Annotated in this window: 21 protein-coding genes; 1 reads left to right on the top strand and 20 read right to left on the bottom strand. The window is 30.2% G+C overall.

What is annotated here, in order from left to right; translation table 11 throughout:
• Window positions 1-5 precede the first annotated feature (5 nt).
• The 15 genes from ACQZHJ_RS13960 to gpr form a co-directional block, all read right to left on the bottom strand.
• Window positions 6-827, bottom strand: a complete 822-nt coding sequence (locus ACQZHJ_RS13960) for a hypothetical protein (protein ID WP_430486161.1) — start codon at window positions 825-827, stop codon at window positions 6-8.
• The gene (locus ACQZHJ_RS13965) at window positions 814-1,509 is read right to left on the bottom strand and encodes an ABC transporter ATP-binding protein (protein ID WP_430486162.1); all 696 of its coding nucleotides are present in this window, start codon (window positions 1,507-1,509) and stop codon (window positions 814-816) included. The genes ACQZHJ_RS13960 and ACQZHJ_RS13965 overlap by 14 nt, the downstream gene beginning before the upstream one ends.
• A gap of 16 nt (window positions 1,510-1,525) precedes the next feature.
• Window positions 1,526-2,722 carry a hypothetical protein gene (locus tag ACQZHJ_RS13970; RefSeq protein ID WP_430486163.1) on the bottom strand — a complete coding sequence of 399 codons (1,197 nt, stop codon included), beginning with the start codon at window positions 2,720-2,722 and terminating at the stop codon, window positions 1,526-1,528.
• A gap of 16 nt (window positions 2,723-2,738) precedes the next feature.
• Complete coding sequence (locus tag ACQZHJ_RS13975) at window positions 2,739-3,533, bottom strand: hypothetical protein (protein ID WP_430486164.1); 795 nt, start codon at window positions 3,531-3,533, stop codon at window positions 2,739-2,741.
• Window positions 3,526-4,218 (bottom strand): ABC transporter ATP-binding protein, encoded by a 693-nt coding sequence (locus tag ACQZHJ_RS13980; RefSeq protein ID WP_430486165.1) that lies wholly within the window; start codon window positions 4,216-4,218, stop codon window positions 3,526-3,528. The genes ACQZHJ_RS13975 and ACQZHJ_RS13980 overlap by 8 nt, the downstream gene beginning before the upstream one ends.
• A gap of 171 nt (window positions 4,219-4,389) precedes the next feature.
• A complete protein-coding gene (gene dnaJ / locus ACQZHJ_RS13985; RefSeq protein WP_430486166.1) occupies window positions 4,390-5,547 on the bottom strand; it encodes a molecular chaperone DnaJ in 1,158 nt (385 codons plus the stop codon).
• 114 nt (window positions 5,548-5,661) lie between these two features.
• Window positions 5,662-7,515 (bottom strand): molecular chaperone DnaK, encoded by a 1,854-nt coding sequence (dnaK, locus tag ACQZHJ_RS13990; RefSeq protein ID WP_430486167.1) that lies wholly within the window; start codon window positions 7,513-7,515, stop codon window positions 5,662-5,664.
• 56 nt (window positions 7,516-7,571) lie between these two features.
• Window positions 7,572-8,225 carry a nucleotide exchange factor GrpE gene (gene grpE / locus ACQZHJ_RS13995; RefSeq protein WP_430486168.1) on the bottom strand — a complete coding sequence of 218 codons (654 nt, stop codon included), beginning with the start codon at window positions 8,223-8,225 and terminating at the stop codon, window positions 7,572-7,574.
• 30 nt (window positions 8,226-8,255) lie between these two features.
• Window positions 8,256-9,275, bottom strand: coding sequence for a heat-inducible transcriptional repressor HrcA (gene hrcA / locus ACQZHJ_RS14000; RefSeq protein ID WP_430486169.1), 1,020 nt, complete (start codon window positions 9,273-9,275; stop codon window positions 8,256-8,258).
• 284 nt (window positions 9,276-9,559) lie between these two features.
• The gene (hemW, locus tag ACQZHJ_RS14005; protein WP_430486170.1) at window positions 9,560-10,693 is read right to left on the bottom strand and encodes a radical SAM family heme chaperone HemW; all 1,134 of its coding nucleotides are present in this window, start codon (window positions 10,691-10,693) and stop codon (window positions 9,560-9,562) included.
• 86 nt (window positions 10,694-10,779) lie between these two features.
• Window positions 10,780-11,049, bottom strand: coding sequence for a hypothetical protein (locus ACQZHJ_RS14010; protein ID WP_430486171.1), 270 nt, complete (start codon window positions 11,047-11,049; stop codon window positions 10,780-10,782).
• A gap of 161 nt (window positions 11,050-11,210) precedes the next feature.
• Window positions 11,211-13,013, bottom strand: a complete 1,803-nt coding sequence (gene lepA / locus ACQZHJ_RS14015) for a translation elongation factor 4 (protein WP_430486173.1) — start codon at window positions 13,011-13,013, stop codon at window positions 11,211-11,213.
• 116 nt (window positions 13,014-13,129) lie between these two features.
• Window positions 13,130-13,492, bottom strand: a complete 363-nt coding sequence (locus ACQZHJ_RS14020; protein WP_430486174.1) for a hypothetical protein — start codon at window positions 13,490-13,492, stop codon at window positions 13,130-13,132.
• A 54-nt stretch (window positions 13,493-13,546) separates the two neighbouring features.
• Complete coding sequence (locus tag ACQZHJ_RS14025; protein WP_430486175.1) at window positions 13,547-14,635, bottom strand: stage II sporulation protein P; 1,089 nt, start codon at window positions 14,633-14,635, stop codon at window positions 13,547-13,549.
• Between the two features lie 98 nt (window positions 14,636-14,733).
• Complete coding sequence (gene gpr / locus ACQZHJ_RS14030; RefSeq protein WP_430486176.1) at window positions 14,734-15,711, bottom strand: GPR endopeptidase; 978 nt, start codon at window positions 15,709-15,711, stop codon at window positions 14,734-14,736.
• Window positions 15,712-15,906: 195 nt separating this feature from the next.
• On the opposite strand from gpr, the gene rpsT reads away from it, so the two are divergent.
• Entirely contained in the window at window positions 15,907-16,170 is a 264-nt protein-coding gene (rpsT, locus tag ACQZHJ_RS14035) for a 30S ribosomal protein S20 (RefSeq protein ID WP_430486177.1), read from the top strand.
• Between the two features lie 95 nt (window positions 16,171-16,265).
• On the opposite strand, the gene holA is transcribed toward rpsT, so the two are convergent.
• From holA to spoVAC, 5 genes are read right to left on the bottom strand one after another with little or no spacing between them, the layout of a single operon-like run.
• Window positions 16,266-17,312 (bottom strand): DNA polymerase III subunit delta, encoded by a 1,047-nt coding sequence (holA, locus tag ACQZHJ_RS14040; protein ID WP_430486178.1) that lies wholly within the window; start codon window positions 17,310-17,312, stop codon window positions 16,266-16,268.
• Window positions 17,313-17,354: 42 nt separating this feature from the next.
• Entirely contained in the window at window positions 17,355-19,010 is a 1,656-nt protein-coding gene (locus ACQZHJ_RS14045) for a ComEC/Rec2 family competence protein (RefSeq protein ID WP_430486179.1), read from the bottom strand.
• A 52-nt stretch (window positions 19,011-19,062) separates the two neighbouring features.
• Window positions 19,063-19,419, bottom strand: coding sequence for a stage V sporulation protein AE (gene spoVAE, locus ACQZHJ_RS14050; RefSeq protein WP_430486180.1), 357 nt, complete (start codon window positions 19,417-19,419; stop codon window positions 19,063-19,065).
• 14 nt (window positions 19,420-19,433) lie between these two features.
• Window positions 19,434-20,453, bottom strand: coding sequence for a stage V sporulation protein AD (spoVAD, locus tag ACQZHJ_RS14055; RefSeq protein WP_430486181.1), 1,020 nt, complete (start codon window positions 20,451-20,453; stop codon window positions 19,434-19,436).
• Window positions 20,454-20,459: 6 nt separating this feature from the next.
• Entirely contained in the window at window positions 20,460-20,933 is a 474-nt protein-coding gene (gene spoVAC, locus ACQZHJ_RS14060) for a stage V sporulation protein AC (RefSeq protein WP_430486182.1), read from the bottom strand.
• Between the last annotated feature and the right edge of the window lie 81 nt (window positions 20,934-21,014).

The following is a 21,014-nucleotide window of genomic DNA, read 5'->3' on the forward strand; positions in this document are numbered from 1 at the left end:
CCCCTTTACACATGAACTTTATTTTTTAATAAATAAGTTGAACCAAACCATCCAACTATTATATAAATAATACTTGTTCCTATCATCCATAAAAATCTTTCTGACTCATACAATATTAGTATTGAAGGGGCTATAGCATATATAAATATTAAAGATCCACCAATTAAAGCCCCTAATATTCCTCCTAGTATTCCAAAACTTCTTTCTAAAAGAGAGAATAAGAATACTACTAAAATCAAGGCAAATATACTTATAAACACTAAAATTCCATAAGTATAATCTCTTGGTATAATATGCCCTAAAATAAATTGAGTGTTTATTATTACTTCTCTTAAACTTTCTTTTAATACAAGCTCCTTTGGAAACATTGTATAAAAAATAAATTTATTTACTACTATTGCAACCAATTGAAAGAAAACTAATGCAACATAAAAAAATAATGCTGCTAAAAATTTATATAAAACTATAAGTTTTTCTGATATAGGTAAATTTAAAAGTGTATATGAACTTTTATTTTCACCCCAAAACTCCCCAAACCATAAATAACAACAATATAAGCAAAAACATCCAAGTAAAATTAAAGTTACAACAACTTGTGTACCTACCTTACTTGCATAAAACTCACTAAATCCAAGTATTGTTCCGTTCATGCCATTCTCAGCTAAATTCTCTAAAGCTCCACTATCTATATATTTATTACTTTCGTATATAAACCAAATTATATTTATAATCATTAATCCAATAGATGTTCCTAAAGTTATTTTAAAATCTCTTAATATTTCAGAATTTAAAAGATAGGAAAATCTCTTACCATTACTTTTTGCCACCTTTATGCACCTCCCTTATTTTATCAACTAAGGATAATCCATCAGCTTTAATATCCTCTACATAAAACTCACTTTTAATCTTCCCATCACTTAGAAATACTACCTTATCAACTACATTTTCAACTTCTTTTATCTCATGTGTAGTTAATAAAATTCCTGTATCTTTATTCATGTAAGAAATTAAAGATGCAATAAACTTCTCTCTTGTAAACACATCTATTCCTGAAAAAGGTTCATCTAATAATATATACTCTGGATTTCTTGCAAACCCTAAAATTATTTTAACCCTTGCTATATTCCCTTTTGAAAGATAATTTATCTTTTCATTTTCATCAAGCTTAAACTTTTTAAGCATTTCATAAGCCTTATCCATATCCCATCTTTCATATATTTCATCCATATATTCAAAGGAATCCTTTATACTCATTCCACCATATGTGTTTATTACATCTGGTACAAAAGCTATTTTTTCATAAGTCTTATAAGTTCTTTTCTCTCCATCAAAAAGAACCTCTCCTTGATTCTCCTTAACGAGTCCCATTATTATTTTTAAAATTGTTGATTTACCAACTCCATTTATTCCAAGAAGAGCTGTTATCTCCCCTTTTTCAGCCTCAAATGATACATCATTTAGAACTTGTTTTCTTCTAAAATTCTTTTTTAAACCCCTAACCTGAAGCATTTTCCCACCTCAATTCTTATTTTTTATTTTCATAAAATCCATTCATTACTACATTGTTCATTTCACCTAAGTAAACTAGCTTTTCACTCTTTAAATCCGCAACTCCAACAACTACTAAATCACTTTCAATTCCATATGGTACAAAGTATAATTTATCCCCCAAAACTCTTAAATTTAAAGGATAAGCTATTTCATTTTTAAAGTGTCCCTTTAAATATCCTTCTATTTCCTTCTCATTTATAATATCTTTATAGTAATTAACCTTAAGATCATTCACATTTATTGTGGCTACAGAATAAACCCTAGGCTCTTCTGATATTCCATATTCATATTCAGCCATTTTCTTTTCATCTTTAAATATTTCTTCAAAATTAGGTGCTTCAGCTATTGTTACATAAATTAAATTCCCATCACATTCTAAAGATTCTAAAGATTTTCCCTTTAAATCAATTTGATTTTCTTCTAAGATCTTTCTAACATCATAATCTTTAAAAGTATTTTCCTTTAAGTTAGCCTTATATATAGTAAAGTTTTTTCCCTCTTCAACGCCCTTATTTTCATCATAAGTCATGCTCATCTTTCCAATATAATAATTCGCTCCGTCTCTATACTCTAATCCCATTTTTTCAGAGTAAACTCCATGACTTGCAATCTTTTTAAAGTCCTTTGTCTCAAAATTATATTCCATAACAATTATTGGGCTTGAATTATCATAATCATTTTCAGGCATCAAAATTTTAATCTTATTGTTTTCTCCATAAACACCTAATATTCTTCGCCCATATGGATTTTTAACTTTTGCTTCTTTAATCTCACCAGTCTTTTTATTTTTAAGAATAAGATTCATTTTTCCTTTGTCATAATCTAAAATATCAACAACTGCTAAATAATCATCACCATGATAAGAATTGGAAGTATTAGTATAAACTCCTCTTAAAACATCCTTGTTTCCATAAAGAGGTAATTCACTATAAGTTTCATCAATAAATTTAGTTTCAGAACTTACTGAATCCGCTCCAACCTTATAATTTCTCACAAAGAAACTCCCTATTCTCCTTGTTACAGAAATATCAACATCTCCTATTTCAGACCTATTACCATATATATTATTAATTTTTATATTTTTAAAATTATTTGCTGTATTTATCCCTATAAGTAAGATAAGAATAACTAAAGATCCTATAAAAATTATATTTGAAAATTTCTTATTCATTTACTTTCCCTCCTCTCTAAACACTAACCTTTTTATTTATTAAATAATTATTTATTCCAAATGTAATCCCAATATAAATTAAAATTCCAACTGTATATAGTATTAAAAACTCGCCTGCAAAAAGATTCATTCTGATTACAGGAATATAGAAAAATAAAGCTACTGAAACTATTCCATATAAAATCCAAATTAAAATTCCTTTGAATCCAAAACTTTGTTTTAATAAAATTACTAAACCACCAACTAAACTTGTTGCAAATATTATAATAAATATAACTATTAAATTCACAATATCCATGGAAAACCACCCACTACTATAACTAGTAAAAATAGCTTTCCATAAATACTCTGCCCCTATATCCATTATGCTTATAACCCTCATTTTTAAGATAAACCAATCAATAACAACAGCTAAAAATTGCCCTAATAAAAACATTCCAAAGAAAAGCCATATAATTAAACTCTTACTTAAAATTATTTTCCATCTTTTAATTGGTAAACTTAATGTTCTATAGCTTGTTTTATGTTCAAAATAAAATTCTCTAGCCCAAATAAATATTGAAAAAACTATAACTAAGAAAATTTCTAAAAAGAAAATATATGCATCATCATCATTTATACCTAATCTACCTACCCCCATTCTTATAACATCATTTGATATTATGGTATTCGGTTCTATAAAAACAATAATTTTACTAAAATAAAGAATTACTGATAAAACCATTGTAAGTAAAGTATTAAGAATTATAACATTGAAATTCCTATTAGCTTCATACTGAAGTAAAGAAAGAAATTTATTTTTCTTATTCATCTAAAAACACCTCTCTCATCTTATCAATTAAGGAAACACCCTCTTCACATTTCATATCCTCAACATAGAAATCAGCTCTTATTTCTCCTTCATTAAGAAGTAAAACCCTATCTGCAACTCCCTCTATCTCCCCAATTTCGTGAGTAGTTAAAAGTATCGCTCTTTCTTCACTAATGTAACTTATTAATGACTTTAAAATATCCTCTCTTGTAAAAATATCAATTCCTGAGAAAGGTTCATCCATAATAATATAATCAGCATTCTGTGCAAACCCTAAAATCAATTTAACCTTTGCTAAACTCCCCTTTGATAATTTATCCAACTTATCATCTTTATTAAGTTCAAAATCTTCAAGCATTTTATAAGCTCTATTGCTATCCCACTTATCATAAAAAGATTCCATATATTCAAAGCTATCTTTAACTTTCATTCCTCTAAAAGTGTTTTTAATATCTGGAACAAAGGCTAATTTATCTAAGTTTTTATAACTTAACTCTTCTCCATTAATTAGAACCTTTCCACTATCCTGTTTAATAAGCCCCATAATAATTTTCAAAGTAGTTGATTTACCTACTCCATTAACCCCTAATAAAGCAGTGATTTCTCCTTTATTTAATTTAAAAGAAACTCCGTTTAAGACTTTTCTTTTTCTAAAACTCTTGCTAATCCCAGTAACTTCTATCATATTTTCACCCCTAAATTTAATTACCAATTTTTAATGTATTTATGTATTATATCATTAATACATAAAGCTTATGTGTATTATAGCATTAGTACATATATTTGTAAATATTTAACTCAATATTTTTCATTAAACAAAAAATACCCTAGTAAAAACTAGGGTATTTAAAATCCATTATTTTTTCTTTTTGAATTTTGAGAAGAATCCATCATCTTTTTCTTCAGTGCTATCAATTGATTCTCCTGAAGCTCTCATGAATTCTTTTAAAGCATCCTCTTGCTCTTTGTTTAAGTGTTTTGGAATCTCTACTATCATATGAACGTATTGGTCTCCTCTTCCACCACCATTAACGTGAGGAACACCTTTTCCTTTTAATCTGAACTTAGTTCCTGGTTGAGTACCTGCTGGAACTTTATATTTAACATTACCATCTACTGTTGGTACAGTTATCTCAGCACCTAAAGCAGCTTTAGCCATGCTTATTTTATAGTCATAATATATATCTGATCCTTCTCTTCTAAATATCTTAGATGAAGCAACATTTATTCTTATATATAAATCTCCTGCTGGTCCATTATTAGCACCATGCTCACCTTGTCCTCTTAAAGGAATTATATTACCAGTATCTACACCAGCTGGTATTTTAACTGTTATCTTTCTATTCTTTCTAACAGTTCCTTTTCCTTTACAATCTGGACATGGATCATCGATTATCTTACCTGTTCCACCACATTGATCACATGTTGTAGTAGAAACAAAACTTCCAAGTGGAGTTTGTCTCTGAACTCTAATTTGTCCTGAACCACTACATTTTGGACAAGTCTTAGGAGAAGTTCCTGCTTTAGCTCCTGTTCCATGACAAGTTTCACAATTTTCAGTTCTAGTTACTGATATTTCTTTTTCACAACCAAATACAGCTTCTTCAAAAGTTATATTTAATCTATACTCTAAATCAGCACCTCTTTGTGGAGCATTTCTTCTTCTAGCTGATCCGCCACCACCGAATCCACCACCAAAGAATGATTCAAATATATCTCCAAATCCACCCATTTCTGAGAAATCAAATCCGCCAGCATCAAATCCGCCGCCACCGAATCCAGCATTTCCGTCTACACCTGCATGACCAAACTGATCATATCTAGCTTTTTTATCTGGGTCTTTTAATACATCGTAAGCTTCATTTACTTCTTTAAAATTTTCTTCTGCTTCCTTATCATCTGGATTTCTATCTGGATGATATTTCATAGCCATTTTTCTAAAAGCTCTTTTTATTTCATCATCAGAAGCACCCTTTTGAAGACCAAGCACTTCATAATAATCTCTTTTAGCCACAGTTTTCACCACCTATTATAAGTTTACTTATAAAAAGGGAAGACTATTGAGCCTTCCCTCTATGAATTCTTTTATATTATATCAAAGCTTTAAGTCTTATGATAGTTTTAATTCTTATTTATCGTCTTGAACTTCGAAGTCAGCATCTACAACATTGTCATCATTGTTTGTTGAAGCTCCAGCATTTGCTCCACCCATGTTGTTAGGATCGAATCCTTGACCTTCTGCTCCACCATTTTGTTGGTATAATTTTTCTGATACTTTGTAGAATGCTTGAGTTAAGTCTTCCATAGCTTTTTTGATAGCTTCTATATCGTCACCATCTTTAACTTTTTTAACTTCTTCGATTTTAGCTTCTATTTCTGATTTTTCTTCAGCTGAAACTTTATCTCCAAGTTCATTTAAAGTTTTTTCAGTTTGGTAAACTGTTTGCTCAGCAGTATTCTTAACTTCTATTGACTCTTTTCTTTTCTTATCTTCTTCAGCAAATTGCTCTGCTTCTTTTACTGCTTTATCTATTTCAGCATCACTTAAGTTAGTTGATGCAGTAATTGTGATATTAGCTTCTTTTCCAGTTGCTTTATCAGTAGCTGAAACTTTAACTATACCGTTAGCATCTATATCGAAAGTAACTTCGATTTGAGGGATTCCTCTTGGAGCTGGAGCAATTCCTGATAAGTTGAATCTTCCTAAGCTCTTATTGTCAGCAGCCATTTGTCTTTCACCTTGTACTACGTGAATTTCAACTGAAGTTTGATTATCTGCAGCAGTTGAGAATATTTGGCTCTTCTTAGTTGGGATAGTTGAGTTTCTTTCGATTAATGGAGTTGCAACTCCTCCTAAAGTCTCAATTCCTAATGTTAATGGAGTAACGTCTAATAATAATACGTCTTTAACATCTCCAGTTAATACACCAGCTTGGATAGCAGCACCCATAGCTACACACTCATCTGGGTTAACTCCTTTTGAAGGTTCTTTTCCAGTGAAGTTTTTAACTGCTTCTTGAACTGCAGGTATTCTTGTTGATCCACCAACTAATATTACTTTATCTATATCATTTAATGAAACATTACCTGTTTTTAAAGCTTCTTTCATTATATTTATTGTTCTTTCAACTAAATCATGAGTTAATTCATTGAATTTAGCTCTTGTTAATGTCATATCTATATGTTTTGGACCAGTTGCATCAGCAGTGATGAATGGTAAGTTGATTATTGTTTGAGTTGATGATGATAACTCAATTTTAGCTTTTTCAGCAGCTTCTTTTAATCTTTGAAGTGCCATTTTGTCTTGTCTTAAATCAACACCGTATTGTGATTTGAAGTCTTCAGCTATATAATCCATGATTCTTTGGTCGAAGTCATCCCCACCTAATCTAGCATCTCCGTTTGTTGATATAACTTCAAATACTCCATCACCTAAATCTAAGATTGATACGTCGAAAGTACCACCACCTAGGTCATATACTAATATTTTATGAGCGTTATCCATTTTATCTAAACCGTAAGCTAATGATGCAGCTGTTGGCTCGTTGATTATTCTCTTAACGTCTAATCCAGCGATTCTACCAGCATCTTTAGTTGCTTGTCTTTCAGCATCATTGAAGTAAGCTGGAACTGTTATAACAGCTTCTGTTACTGGCTCTCCTAAGTAAGCTTCAGCATCTGCTTTTAATTTTTGAAGTATCATTGCTGATATTTCTTGTGGTGTATAATCTTTTCCATCTATATTAACTTTGTAGTCAGTTCCCATATGTCTTTTGATTGACATTATTGTTTTATCTGGGTTTGTTATTGCTTGTCTTTTAGCAACCTGTCCTACTAATCTTTCTCCATTTGCTTGGAATGAAACTACTGATGGAGTTGTTCTAGCACCCTCTGAGTTAGTTATAACTACTGGTTCTCCACCTTCCATAACAGCTACACATGAATTTGTTGTTCCTAAGTCTATACCGATTATTTTACTCATTGTTAATTCCTCCTCTAACAATTTCTTCTATATTTAAATTTGTTAAATGCAATTTATTATCTAGTTACAGTTACCATTGAATGTCTGATAACTTTATCTCCTCTCTTATATCCCTTTTGGAATACTTGAGCGATTTGATTTGGTTCTGAACCTTCCTGGTCTACAACCATCATTGCTTGGTGTAATTCTGGATCAAAAGCTCCTTCAGAAACAATTTCTTCAACTTGAAGTTTACCTAAAGCATCTTCAAATTGTCTTACCGTCATTTCTACACCCTTCTTAAGATCTTCTACTGAACCATCTACTGCTAAAGCTCTTTCAAGATTATCTAATACTGGAAGCATCTTTATTAAAATATCTTCACAAGCATCAGTGTAAATTCTTTCTTTTTCTTTATCTGTTCTCTTTCTGTAGTTTTCATATTCTGCAGAAATTCTTAATAATCTATCTTTTAAGGCCTCTAATTCATTTTCTAATTTCTTAGTTTTACTCTTAAACATATTATTTTCTTCCTTTAAAGCCTTTAATTCTTCAAAATCAATGACGTTTTCTTCTGATACTTTTTCTTCTTGAATCTCGTCTTCCATTTCATCCTCTTTGATTCCTTCTGAAACTACCTCTACTTCATCTTCAATCGTAGGATTTTCTTCCTCAAAATCTTTTTGGATATTTTCTTTTAACTTTTCGTTAAATTCTTTATTATCCTCCATAAAACAGCTACACCTCTTCTCTTTTTTTCTTTACTTATCCTTTAATGTTTCATTTAACTCTTTCATAACTTCTGTCATGATTGATAAAACCTTAGAATAATTTATTCTTCTAGGACCTATTAAAGCTATAGTACCTAATGATTTATCTCCTACATGATATCCAGCTGATATTATTGAACATTCCTTAGCCTCTGGCATAAAGATTTCATCACCTATTTTTATTGTCATATCATCACTATCACTTATAAGCTCTGAAATACATTTCTTATCATGTAAAAGTTCCAAAATCTCCTTGGCTTTATGAATATTATTATATTCAGGATAATTAAATATATTAACGGCACCCTCTAAGAATACCTCTGAACTAACATCATCTTTTAAGCTCTCATAAAGAGTTGTAAGAACTGCAGTTATAATATCTTCATATCCTTCTAAAGCTTTATTGAGATTACTTATTACCTCTAGATTTATTTGCTCAATAGTAAGGTTTTTAAGCCTTTCAGTTATTATCTTACTAATTTTAATAAGTTCTTCAGATAAAGGAACTCTCTTAACTTTTATAACTGTATTTTTAATAACTCCATTATCTGTTACTAGAACACATAAGATACTTTCATCATCAACTTTTAAAAGTTGAACTGATTTTACAAAACTCTTATGTACTGATGGAGCCTTAACTATACAAGTCATTTTTGTAAGTTCCGATAGAAGAGCACTAGTATGTTTGATTATCTTATCCACTTCGTACAAGGTCCCATTTATTATTGAGTTCCTTATAAGTAATTCCTCTTCAGAAGATAATCTTTCGAATTCAACCATTCTATCAACATATAATCTATATCCTCTGCTTGATGGAATTCTTCCTGCCGAAGTATGAGGCTGCTCTAGAAATCCCATATCTTCTAAGTCAGCCATTTCATTTCTGATTGTAGCTGAACTTACTCCAAGATTATACTTTTTAGCGATAGTTCTCGAACCAACCGGCTCTCCAGTAGATATATAGTCTTGAATTATAGCTCTCAATATTTGAAGCTTTCTATCATCTATCACTAATCTCACCTCTTTATTAGCACTCACTATTAACGAGTGCTAACTAGTACACTATTAATATATTATTTATGAAGTTTTTTGTCAATTCCATATTTTTTCATTTTATTCTAAAAATAATGATTTAATTGAAATTATCCTTGTTTTTCTTTGATTTACTTTTAATTTCTACCATTTTATATATAAACCATTTTAAAAATATTTCCTAAGTTAACATAATAATTTCACATTAAACCATGCTTATTTTTTTCTTATATCCTATTGTTAGACTTTTTTTAAAATAGAGCCTAAAGTAAAAAATCAGCCATTATTATATTAGAAACTTCTATTCCTTTTTCAGTAAGATATATCATTCCATTTTCTCTAACTAATAAATTTTCATTTTCATACTTATTTAGTATTTCACCATAGACCTTATTTATATTCATATGAAATCTCTCCTCAAATTCCTTTTCACTTATTCCCTCTAATTTTCTCAACCCCATAAACATAAACTCTTCCATATTATCATTTTTAGAATTATCTATTATTTCTTCTATTGCTTCCTTATTATTATTTATTGCATCTATGTATTCTGATACCTTGCTATAATTCTTTACTCTCTTTCCATTTATATATGAAGCTGCTGCTGAACCTAGTCCAATCCACTCATCCATATTCCAGTAGGCTAAATTATGTCTACATTCTAATCCCTTCTTAGCGTAATTTGAAATTTCATATTGTTTAAACCCATTTTCCTCTAAAATTTCTTTAGCTAAATGATACATTTTTCTTTCATCTTCTTCATTAGGTAAATCTAACTTATCATCATCATATAACTTATAAAATGCTGTCCCTTCTTCAATTATCAAACTATATGCTGATATGTGAGCTGGCTCTAAGGATATAATTTCTCTTAAAGTGTCTTCCCAATCACTTACCTTTTGATCTGGGAGTCCAAACATTAAATCAATATTTATATTAGTAAATCCACTTTCTTTTGCTAAAAGATAATTTTCTTTGAAAGTCTCATAATCATGAATTCTTCCTAATCCTTTTAACAAATTATTTTGTTTAGCTTGAAGTCCCATACTAATTCTATTAACTCCATGTTCTTTCATTACCCTTAACTTTTCCTTTGTTAAATTTCCTGGATTACATTCCATAGAAAACTCAACATCATCAGATATATTTAGCTTTTCAACTTCTTTTAATAACATTTCTAATTCATTAGCATCAAGTACACTTGGTGTTCCTCCACCAATAAATATGGTTTCTATTTCTCTGTCTCCATATTTTTCTCTAAACACTTTAATTTCTTTACATAAAGCCTCTATATAGTCTTTTCTTAAATGATCCATTCTTGCAAAAGAAGGGAAATCACAATAAAAACACTTCTGAGCACAAAATGGTATATGTATATATAAAGATAATTTTTTCATATCTATCCTCCTGTATTTAAACAAACTCTTTTTTCTATAGTACACTAAAAAAAGTCATGAGTGAATAAACCCATGACTCTTATTTTTTATAGTTCTCTTAAATTTATGTTTATAGCATTATGAACTAATAAATCTCTTTGAACTTCTATTATTGAAGTATTTATTAATTCTTCACCTAGCTTTACATCAAGATTGCTATGGTCTCCATTATCAACTAAAAACTTATCTAAATCAGAAATTTTTAAGCTAATACAAACATTATCTCCATTTTTTCTGTTTATAACTCCAGTTGCATATCCAGAATTCCTAAACTTTCTACATTTAACTTTAACATCTCTAAGCTTTGCTTCTAACATATACTAAACTCCCCTTCTCAACATAAGTTTTATTATTTACTTTAAATATATTGAGTTAGGTTCTTTTTAATGACTAAATTCAAAATTTAATTTCAGTTTTTATTTAAAGCTAAAATTAAAGCAGCTAGGCTTATATTGCCTAGCTGCTTAATAATAAAGAATTAGTCAACTTTTAATACTGACATGAATGCCTCTTGAGGAACTTCAACTGTTCCTAATTGTCTCATTCTCTTCTTACCTTCTTTTTGTTTCTCTAGAAGTTTTTTCTTTCTTGAAATATCTCCACCATAACATTTAGCTAATACGTCTTTTCTCATAGCTTTAACTGTTTCTCTAGCTATTATTTTTGAACCTACAGCCGCTTGAATTGGAATTTCAAACATGTGTCTTGGTATAATTTCTTTAAGTTTTTCAGCTATACCTCTTCCTCTTTGGTAAGCCTTAACTTCTGGAACTATCATAGATAAAGCATCTACATTATCTCCATTTAATAAGATATCTAACTTAACAAGATTTGATTTCTCATATCCTTTTAGTTCATAATCTAGTGAAGCATACCCTCTAGTTTTTGACTTAAGTGTATCGAAGAAATCATAAACTATTTCATTTAGTGGAATATCATAGTGAATAACAACTCTTGTTTCCTCTAGATATTGCATATCTATGAATTTACCTCTTCTGTCTTGACATAATTCCATTACAGCTCCAGTGTAATCAGTTGGAGTTATTATAGATGCCTTAACAACTGGTTCTTCCATATAATCAATCTCTGTCATTGGAGGAAGGTTTGTTGGGTTTGTTAAATCAAATGACTCCCCGTTAGTTTTAGTAACTTTATATATAACTGATGGTGCAGTTGTAATTATATCTAAGTTGAATTCTCTTTCAACTCTTTCTTGAATTATTTCCATATGTAATAATCCTAAGAATCCACATCTAAATCCGAATCCTAAAGCTACTGAAGTTTCTGGCTCGAATGATAATGCAGCGTCATTTATTTGAAGTTTTTCTAAAGCTTCTTTTAATTCTTCGTATTTTGCTCCGTCAACTGGGTATATACCTGAGTAAACCATTGGTATAGCTGGCTTATATCCTGGTAATGCTTCTTCTGTAGGTCTAGCTGCCTCAGTTACAGTATCACCAACTCTGGCATCTCTTACGTTTTTGATTGAAGCTGTGATGTATCCAACTTCACCTGCGCTTAATCCTTCTTTTAAAGGCATTAAAGCTGGTGTAAATACTCCTGTTTCAACTACTTCGTAAACTTTTCCTGTTGACATTAATTTTATTTTTGTACCTGGCTTAACTTCTCCATCCATAACTCTAACGTGACATACAACACCTTTGTAACTATCATAGTATGAGTCGAAGATTAAAGCCTTAAGTGGAGCATTTTCATCTCCTGATGGCGCTGGAACTTTCTCTACTATTTCTTCTAAAACATCTTCTATGTTTAATCCAGTTTTAGCTGATACTAGAGGAGCATTTTCTGCTTCTATTCCTATAACATCTTCTATTTCTTGTTTTATCTCGTCAGGTCTTGCACTTGCTAAGTCTACCTTGTTTATAACAGGAACTATTTCTAGATCGTTGTCTAAAGCTAAGTAACAGTTAGCTAAAGTTTGAGCTTGTATTCCTTGAGTAGCATCTACAACAAGTATAGCTCCCTCACAAGCTGCTAAGCTTCTTGAAACCTCATATGTAAAGTCTACGTGACCTGGTGTATCTATAAGATTTAATATATATTCTTCGCCGTTCTCTCTCTTATAGATAAGTCTTGCTGCTTGAGACTTTATTGTTATTCCTCTTTCTTTTTCTAGCTCCATAGTATCTAAAACCTGCTGTTCCATTTCTCTTTGAGTTAATGTCCCAGTTTTCTCTAAAAGTCTATCTGCTAATGTTGATTTACCGTGATCTATGTGTGCTACGATTGAAAAGTTTCTTATATACTTCTTTTTATCCATATCTAAACCTGCTCTCCAAACTTTTTATGTTCTTGAACAGTTTTCACCCCCACATTGTAGAATAAGTCAAGTTACATTATATCACAATGTCACAGGAAACTGTCAATATACTTGCTTTACATTATTATATTGTTTCCTATGAATTCATTAATATTATCTATTATGTTATTCATAATATTGAAAGTACCTACTAATACACTTCCTATTATACCCTTATTTAGATTCAAAATATGTTCTTTAAATACCAAATAAAACTCATCTTTATTTTCATATATTTTTATAGGAGTATTATCTTCACTAAATACAGTTAAGTCCATTCCAGTCTCTTCTTTTATTTTATCATAATCAATCTGTTCACTTACTTCATATTCCTTGTTATTAAAAGCCTCTGTATTCTCTATATTCACTCCCATTACGCCCCATGAAATTATTGCTATAAATATTATGCTTGGTATTATTAAACTTATAATTTTTTTCAAAACAAAACACCCCCATAGATTAATATCTATAAGGATGTTCAAAAAGCTTTGATTTTATTCATCTTCTCTATTAATTTCTTCTGCTATTAGCCTAGCAATATACTTAGCTGAAGCTTGTGCCTCTGCTGATGTATTTACTTCTGCCCCAACCTCTATAAGCATTGAATTCTTATTAAAATCTTGGTTGAACGCATTTTGTCCCCTATTATACTTATAGGTTTCCTGTCTTCTTAAAATCTCAGGAAAAAGCTCATTGGCTTTATCAATAAATCTGTAGGCTAATGCTTCTGCATCATTAAAATATTGATTATTCCTAGTTGTTACAAACATAATTTTAGCAACATTTTCTCCATTTATATTGGCAGTAAGATTCTTTTTATTATGCTCTCCAACTGAATCTCTATGAATATCTATTACCATTTTAAAATCATCATACTCATCAGTGTATTTTTTAACTGTTTCTCTTGATTTATTATACGATTGCTCATAAGACGCTGAGTGAATTGTCTTATCGTGTATAACTGATATACCATAGTTTTCTTGTAACTCCTTAGTCACTAGGCTACCAATTCCAACAACATTATGAGCTTCATTACTTGATGTTCTCTCCTCATTATATCCTTCTGAGTTATGTGTATGATAAATAAGCACCTCTGGCTTAGACTGATTTAACTCCCTTTTTAAGTTTGAATCATAAACATTCTTATCTTTACTAACCTTAGATTCTGCCACTTCATTTTTTTCTTCTTCTGAAAGCTCATCTATGCTTTCCCTATTTAAATTAAAGGAATCCACATCTTCTGCTGAAACATACCCTAAATTGCTATCAATTGAAGCAATCTCATTTGCCACTCCAAAATAAGGTATTTCCTTCATAACTAACTCTATAGGATCTAAAGGTTTTATGTTTAAAGTCTCAAGAGCTAAACTTTGCAAAGTTATATTACTTTCTACATAAGCATCCTCATCATAGTAACTTCCCTTTGCCACAGGCATACCTGCATTTAAAAGCTGTATATATGACAAGTTCTCTCTTACATCTTTGCTAGCTGCAATCTGCATGAATCTAAACATAAACATAATTAACAAAACTAAAAGAACAAGCATTCCTATGGGTATCTCTCTTTTATTAATACCTCTCACATCATCCCCTCCCTCATATTTTCATTTATATGAGTAGGGAATAAATATTATGTTACTCTAAATTTATTTTTAATAATTTTATTCTTTGTAAACTAAAGCTAATTTAAAAACTTATTTATATCTTCTAGAACCATATTAGGTTGAAGTGCTATATTTATTCCATTAGCTATTATTTTTGAAACAGATTCTATTACATCATCAATCTCTTTTGGAGTTACCATTAAATCTCCTACATAAGGATTTAAAAGACTTTTTATCATAACCCCTTTTTCATTTTTATCAATGTTATTTAGTATGTTATAAAACTCTTTTCCTTCTTCAGATTGTTTTATCATTTCATCTAAAACTAAATCCATAGCATCATTTGCTATAGTAGCTGCATCCACCACTGTTGGCACTCCTAATGCTAAAACTGGTATCCCTAAGGTCTCTTCATTTATTTGCATTCTATGGTTTCCAACTCCTGCCCCTGGTGAAATTCCTGTATTACTTATCTGTATTGTTCTTGCTACCCTTTCTAACCTTCTTGAGGCCAATGCATCAATACAAACCACTAAATCCGGCTTTATTTTATCAACTAAAGATTTTATTATTTCTCCAGTCTCAATCCCTGTAATCCCCAATACGCCTGGTGCAATAGCACAAACTGGTCTAACAGAATCATCTATGGCATCTGGCATAACTTTTTTAAGATGTCTTGTTACCATTAATTTTCCCACAACCTTTGGTCCTATTGCATCTGGCGTTACATTCCAGTTTCCAAGTCCAACAACTAAAGCTGTTTTTTCTTCATTTGACTTAATTAATTCTTCTAATGATGCTGCTACAACATGGGATACTTCATCCATAAGTCCACCATCATAATGAGTGTATTCTGGAATATCTATTGTCACATATCTTCCAACTGGTTTTCCCATGGCTTTTGCGCCTTCCATGTTGGTTATGTCTACATTAGTCACCTTAATTCCTTCATCTACAACTTTCTCCTCAAATACCACTCCATCTATATCTCTATTGTATCTACTTTTGTACATTTCTCTACTTTCAACAGCTAAATCAGTTCTTACATTGTACATTTTTCCACCTCTTTTTAATTTAAATTAATATATTATATATAATTTCCTTAAAAATAATAATTATGTCGATAAACATGAAAAAAGACTTGAACTTATATATTTATGATGTTATAATTACCTTTGTTAATAATGAACTCGTACGCAGATTCCCCAAAACTGCAGATACGCTATAAAAGTTGAAGGGGGTGAACTAGAATGGCAAATATTAAATCAGCAAAGAAAAGAATAAAAGTTACTGAAAAGAAAACTTTAAGAAATAAGATGATTAAGTCAGCTCTTAAAACTGCTATAAAGAAGTTTGAAGAAGCTGTTGGAGCTAACAACAAAGCAGAAGCTACAACTTTATACGTTGCAGCTGCTAGAGCTTTAGATATGTCTGCTTCTAAAGGAGTAGTTCATAAGAACATGGCTGCTAGAAAGAAATCAAGATTAGCTGCTAAGTTAAACGCTATGGCTTAATTATATGGGTGTTAGAATTTCTAACACCATTTTCTTTTATTAGAAGTTTTTCTTCAAGTAAAAAATCCAGATTAGAATTATCTAATCTGGATTTTTTATATTACCGTACTTACAATCATAAGTTCTAACTCTGTTTTCTTGTTTAAATTAGAATTACTCTTTAATTTTTTTTCAGTATATAAACATAAATTAATACACCTATTTAACTGCTGAGGAGTAAACTTCTTACTCTGATTTATAAACTTCTCAATAACAAAGTCTGGCAGATTAATTCTACTAACTTCTAAAAAGTCTTTTTTAATTTGCTCCACTTTATATCGTTCTGCTAATCTTATTTTAACCCTATGTAACTTTTGGAATTGTTCTCTAATCTGACTTAATATAAATATAGGATCTTGCCCTCTTCCTATAAGCTCATCCATTAAATCTATTGCTTGCTTAGCTCTTTTAATAGAAATTAATTCAACTAGATCAAAAATATCATCCTCATATCTTGGAGGTAAAAGTAATTCTATGTCTTTTCTAGTTATCTCTCTATCTCCAACATAGTTAACTATCTTATCAACTTCTCTTTCAATAATATCAAAGTTGTTTTCTACTGAATCACAGAAATATTTCAATTCAATCTTTCCTATACTTTTATTATACTCTTGAAATATTCTTCCTACTTTTTGTTGTAATTTAGCTCCTTTAAGTTTTTCTACAGAAACTACACAACAATTTTTTTCTAACTTCTTAAGCTTAGTTAATCTATTTACTCTATCTCTCTTATCTTTCAAAGTCATATACGCAATTAAAACGCAATGTTCTGGTGTATTTTGAAAATATTCCACACATTGCTTATACAACTTTTCATTTTCTTTATCCTGCTTATCTCTAAATATATTTGTTCTATTTAACAATACAACCTTTTTGTCACTCATAAATGGTAATGTTTCACAAGCATTCATAAAATCATCAAAATTAAGGTTGTTCCCATCTAATTTTATTAGGTTTAAATCTTTAAAACTCTCATCTAAAACACTGTCAATAATACTCTCTATTCCCTCTTTTATTAAAAGTTCATCTAACCCAACTAGTATATAGCTATTTTCAATTTTTCCTTTTTTTAAATTATCATATAAAACTTCTAAATCTATCATTAAAATATCAACCTTTCAAATCCCAGCTACTTATTACATAAGTTAAAGTATATACGCACTTTTCTTTTGAATCAAATCAATTATATCATAATCATTTTTTAATGACACTAAGGTTATACTATTAAAATTCTCCTCTATAGATATTGAGATATCTTCGCCTATTCCAAACTCAATATCCTTGTTCAAATATATAACTTTATTTACAAACTCATTTCTCATAATATACTTTCTAAAATAATCACTATTATTGTTCACCAAAGCAATTTTATTAAAGCCCTTCTCTATAACTATTCCTTTATTCCACTTATCTTCAACAAATCTAATCTTAGTTCCTAGAATATGAATATCTAAAATTAATAATGGAATTATTAGATATACTCCTATTTTAAATTTAGTAAATCCTTTTAAACTCATGTAAATGCATAAAAGCATGAGCATATATGCTACAGCAAACACCGGTGATAAATATGGAGTTAACCATGCTATATTATCTAATAAAACTAAAATCCCTCTAAATACTACAAAGATTATTTTCATAGGAATTATTGTAATCCAAATTAAATTTCTCCCTAGAAATATAGAAATTAATAATATTTGTAGTAATAATACTATTATTGGTGTTACTAAAAAAGTTGATATTAAAAAATTTATAGAAAACTTATTAAATGCTAAAACTAAAATTGGATAAATAAATACTTGAGCTGATAAACCTAGACTAAAATATTCGTTAATCTTAGGTGGTAATATGTAAAAACCTTCTAGAAATCGCTTATAGCAAAGCAATATCCCCAAAGTCCCTCCAAAAGACAATAAAAATCCCATACTAAAAATATTATATGGCCTAAAAATCATTAAAACTACCGCAGCAAATGATATTGAACTCATTGGATCATAAGTCTTAAATAGTCTTTTTGAAAAACGCAATACTCCTATCATAAATAATGCTCTTAATGCTGAAGGTGATGCCCCTACTAATAAGACATAGACAAAACAAACTATTAACGCAAGTTTAAAGGAGAGCTTTTTGTATATTATTGAAAACAATAAAGCTATATGAAATCCAGAAATACAAATAAGATGTATAACTCCTAAATCTGCTAAAAATTCTCTTTGACCATATGTTAAATTTTCTTTATCTCCCCATAAAACTGCATTTAAAAGTGCACTTTCTGAAGATGAAAAATATTTATTTAATCTTTCGTAGTACTTTTTTGGTATGTTCTTTATCTTATATATAAAATCTTGTTCTCTATGAATTAACTCTTTTATAAATACATGTCCAACATATCCTTTTTCTAAATTAATATCACTTTTAAATTTACCAATCCCACTTATCTTTTCACCATATTCAAATTCTTCTCTACTTTGGTTTCTTATTTGAACAAGTCTTCCATTTAATCTACCTAAAGCAAAGTCCTCACGTACTTCAACTACCCTTAACTCATAAAAAACTGTAGTTGAAATTTTTGGCTCATAATACATTGTTGTACTTAAAATCCCTATAAGGAAAAATATTATGCCTACATTAAAGTTATCTAAATCTAATATAAAATAAGCTATTAAAATTAAAGGTACAACTGTTATAGTTGTACCTATTAAATTAAAGTTTCCAAAATAATATGTTAAAATACCTAATACAGTAAAAACCAAAATTAGTCCTAAAGGTCTATTTATAATAATCTTCTCAAACTTCTTCATCCAATCTCTCCTTCAAGAAAATTATTGACCTTTTTACATCTTCATAATCACTTTATTTAGTTTTAGGATTAAATATTAAAGCCATTAAGTATCCAAAGAATATAGCTGCAGTTATTCCTCCTGAAGCTCCCTTTAATCCTCCAGTGAAAGCACCTAAAAGTCCTTGTTCATTAACTTCCTTTATTGTAGCCTTAGCTAGTGCATATCCAAATCCAGGCAAAGGTACTGTTGCTCCTGCTCCACCAAACTGAACTAATTTCTCATATATTCCCAAGGCACCTAATATAGTTCCAAGAGAAACAAATGCGACTAATATCTTTGCAGGTGTTAACTTGGTCTTATCTATCAATAGCTGTCCAATAACACATATTATTCCTCCAACTACAAATGCATTTATATAACTTTGCATTTTTCTAACCTCCCTTACATATACTCAATAGCCACAGCATGAGCTATACCTGGTATACTTTCTCCTTGTAATGAAGAAGTTGAACTCAATAAAGCTCCTGTTGAAACCAACAAGACCCTTTTAACCTCTTTTTTCATAAGCTTTTTATAAAGAAATCCACAACTTACAACTGCTGAGCATCCACATCCACTTCCACCAGAATATGTTCTTTGCCTTTCATTATCAAAAATTTTTTCTCCACAGTCTATGTACACCTTGCTAACATCATAACCATACTCTTTTAGTAATTTTTCTGTTAGCTTTCTACCTACTTTACCTAAATCACCAGTAGCTATAATATCATAATCTTCTGGTTTTCTATTTGTATCAACAAAATGTTTATATATTGTGTCAACAGCAGCAGGCGCCATAGCGGCACCCATATTATCTACATCTTTTATTCCATAATCCTTAACAATCCCTGTTGTTACATGAGTTACATAGGGAAAATCTCCTTTTCTTCCTAAAAGCATAGCTCCAGAGCCCGTTACAGTCCATTGAGAATGTTCCTTTCTCTGACAACCATATTCTAAAGGAAATCTAAACTGTCTTTCAGCAGAACTAAAATGTGATGATGTAGACGCTATTGAATACTCTGCAAAATTACCATCCATTATCATTGAAGCCAAACTTAAAGATTCTGCCATAGTTGAACAAGCTCCATAAACTCCAAAGAATGGAATCTTAAACTCTCTTGCTACGAAATTTGTTGATGTTAGCTGATTTAATAAATCACCACCAAATAAGTAATCTACATCTTCCTCTTTAACTTTACTTTTCTTTATAACTCCTTCAATTGCAGTTATCATAAGGCTACTCTCAGCCTTTTCAAAACTTTCACATCCATTACAGTCATCGTCTAAAATCTTATCAAAATACTCCTTCAGTGGACCATCACCTTCTCTTGGACCAACAATACTATAGGTAGCTATTATTCTTGGTTTGCTTTTTAATTCAACAGTCTGCCCACCGACTCTCTTTAATTCATCACTCACTACAAATCACCCCACTAACCCATATCTAAGTAGTAAATAATATATTACTCCGACAATGACAGAAGTTCCTGTTCCATAAACAAGTACAGGCCCTGCAATTTTAAACATATTTGCTCCAACACCCATTACAAATCCTTCTTTTTTAAACTCTATAGCAGGTGAAACCATAGCATTAGAAAAGCCTGTAATTGGAACTATCGTACCTGCTCCAGCTTTAGAAGCTATCTTATCATAAATTCCAAGTCCAGTTAAAAGTGCTCCTAAAAACACCATTGTCATTGGTGTTATACTAGCTACTTGTTCCTCTGGAAACCCATTAGCAAGCAGTGTGTTTCTTATAAATTGCCCTATGACGCATATTAGCCCACCAACTATAAATGCCATAACACAATTTTTAAAAACCTTAGGTTTCGGTCTTATTTCTTCCTCAAGTTCTTCAAATTTACTTTTTATCTTTTCGTCACTTTCGTAAGTAGCCATATTAACCCATCCTTTTCTTTTGATTTTATAATTATAGTATTGTTCCTTATTCCTAATATATACAAAAAAATAAGCATTATT

This window comes from Clostridium sp. B9, from assembly GCF_050509515.1.
Classification (GTDB): Bacteria; Bacillota; Clostridia; order Clostridiales; family Clostridiaceae; genus Sarcina.

What these genes read in the sequence shown, in the direction of transcription:
- ACQZHJ_RS13965 (WP_430486162.1), bottom strand. Translation starts at nt 1,509, where the DNA reads ATGCTTCAGGTTAGGGGTTTAAAAAAGAATTTTAGAAGAAAACAAGTT.
- ACQZHJ_RS13970 (WP_430486163.1), bottom strand. Translation starts at nt 2,722, where the DNA reads ATGAATAAGAAATTTTCAAATATAATTTTTATAGGATCTTTAGTTATT.
- ACQZHJ_RS13975 (WP_430486164.1), bottom strand. Translation starts at nt 3,533, where the DNA reads ATGAATAAGAAAAATAAATTTCTTTCTTTACTTCAGTATGAAGCTAAT.
- ACQZHJ_RS13980 (WP_430486165.1), bottom strand. Translation starts at nt 4,218, where the DNA reads ATGATAGAAGTTACTGGGATTAGCAAGAGTTTTAGAAAAAGAAAAGTC.
- dnaK (WP_430486167.1), bottom strand. Translation starts at nt 7,515, where the DNA reads ATGAGTAAAATAATCGGTATAGACTTAGGAACAACAAATTCATGTGTA.
- grpE (WP_430486168.1), bottom strand. Translation starts at nt 8,225, where the DNA reads ATGGAGGATAATAAAGAATTTAACGAAAAGTTAAAAGAAAATATCCAA.
- hemW (WP_430486170.1), bottom strand. Translation starts at nt 10,693, where the DNA reads ATGAAAAAATTATCTTTATATATACATATACCATTTTGTGCTCAGAAG.
- ACQZHJ_RS14010 (WP_430486171.1), bottom strand. Translation starts at nt 11,049, where the DNA reads ATGTTAGAAGCAAAGCTTAGAGATGTTAAAGTTAAATGTAGAAAGTTT.
- lepA (WP_430486173.1), bottom strand. Translation starts at nt 13,013, where the DNA reads ATGGATAAAAAGAAGTATATAAGAAACTTTTCAATCGTAGCACACATA.
- gpr (WP_430486176.1), bottom strand. Translation starts at nt 15,711, where the DNA reads ATGTACAATGTAAGAACTGATTTAGCTGTTGAAAGTAGAGAAATGTAC.
- rpsT (WP_430486177.1), top strand. Translation starts at nt 15,907, where the DNA reads ATGGCAAATATTAAATCAGCAAAGAAAAGAATAAAAGTTACTGAAAAG.
- holA (WP_430486178.1), bottom strand. Translation starts at nt 17,312, where the DNA reads ATGATAGATTTAGAAGTTTTATATGATAATTTAAAAAAAGGAAAAATT.
- ACQZHJ_RS14045 (WP_430486179.1), bottom strand. Translation starts at nt 19,010, where the DNA reads ATGAAGAAGTTTGAGAAGATTATTATAAATAGACCTTTAGGACTAATT.
- spoVAE (WP_430486180.1), bottom strand. Translation starts at nt 19,419, where the DNA reads ATGCAAAGTTATATAAATGCATTTGTAGTTGGAGGAATAATATGTGTT.
- spoVAC (WP_430486182.1), bottom strand. Translation starts at nt 20,933, where the DNA reads ATGGCTACTTACGAAAGTGACGAAAAGATAAAAAGTAAATTTGAAGAA.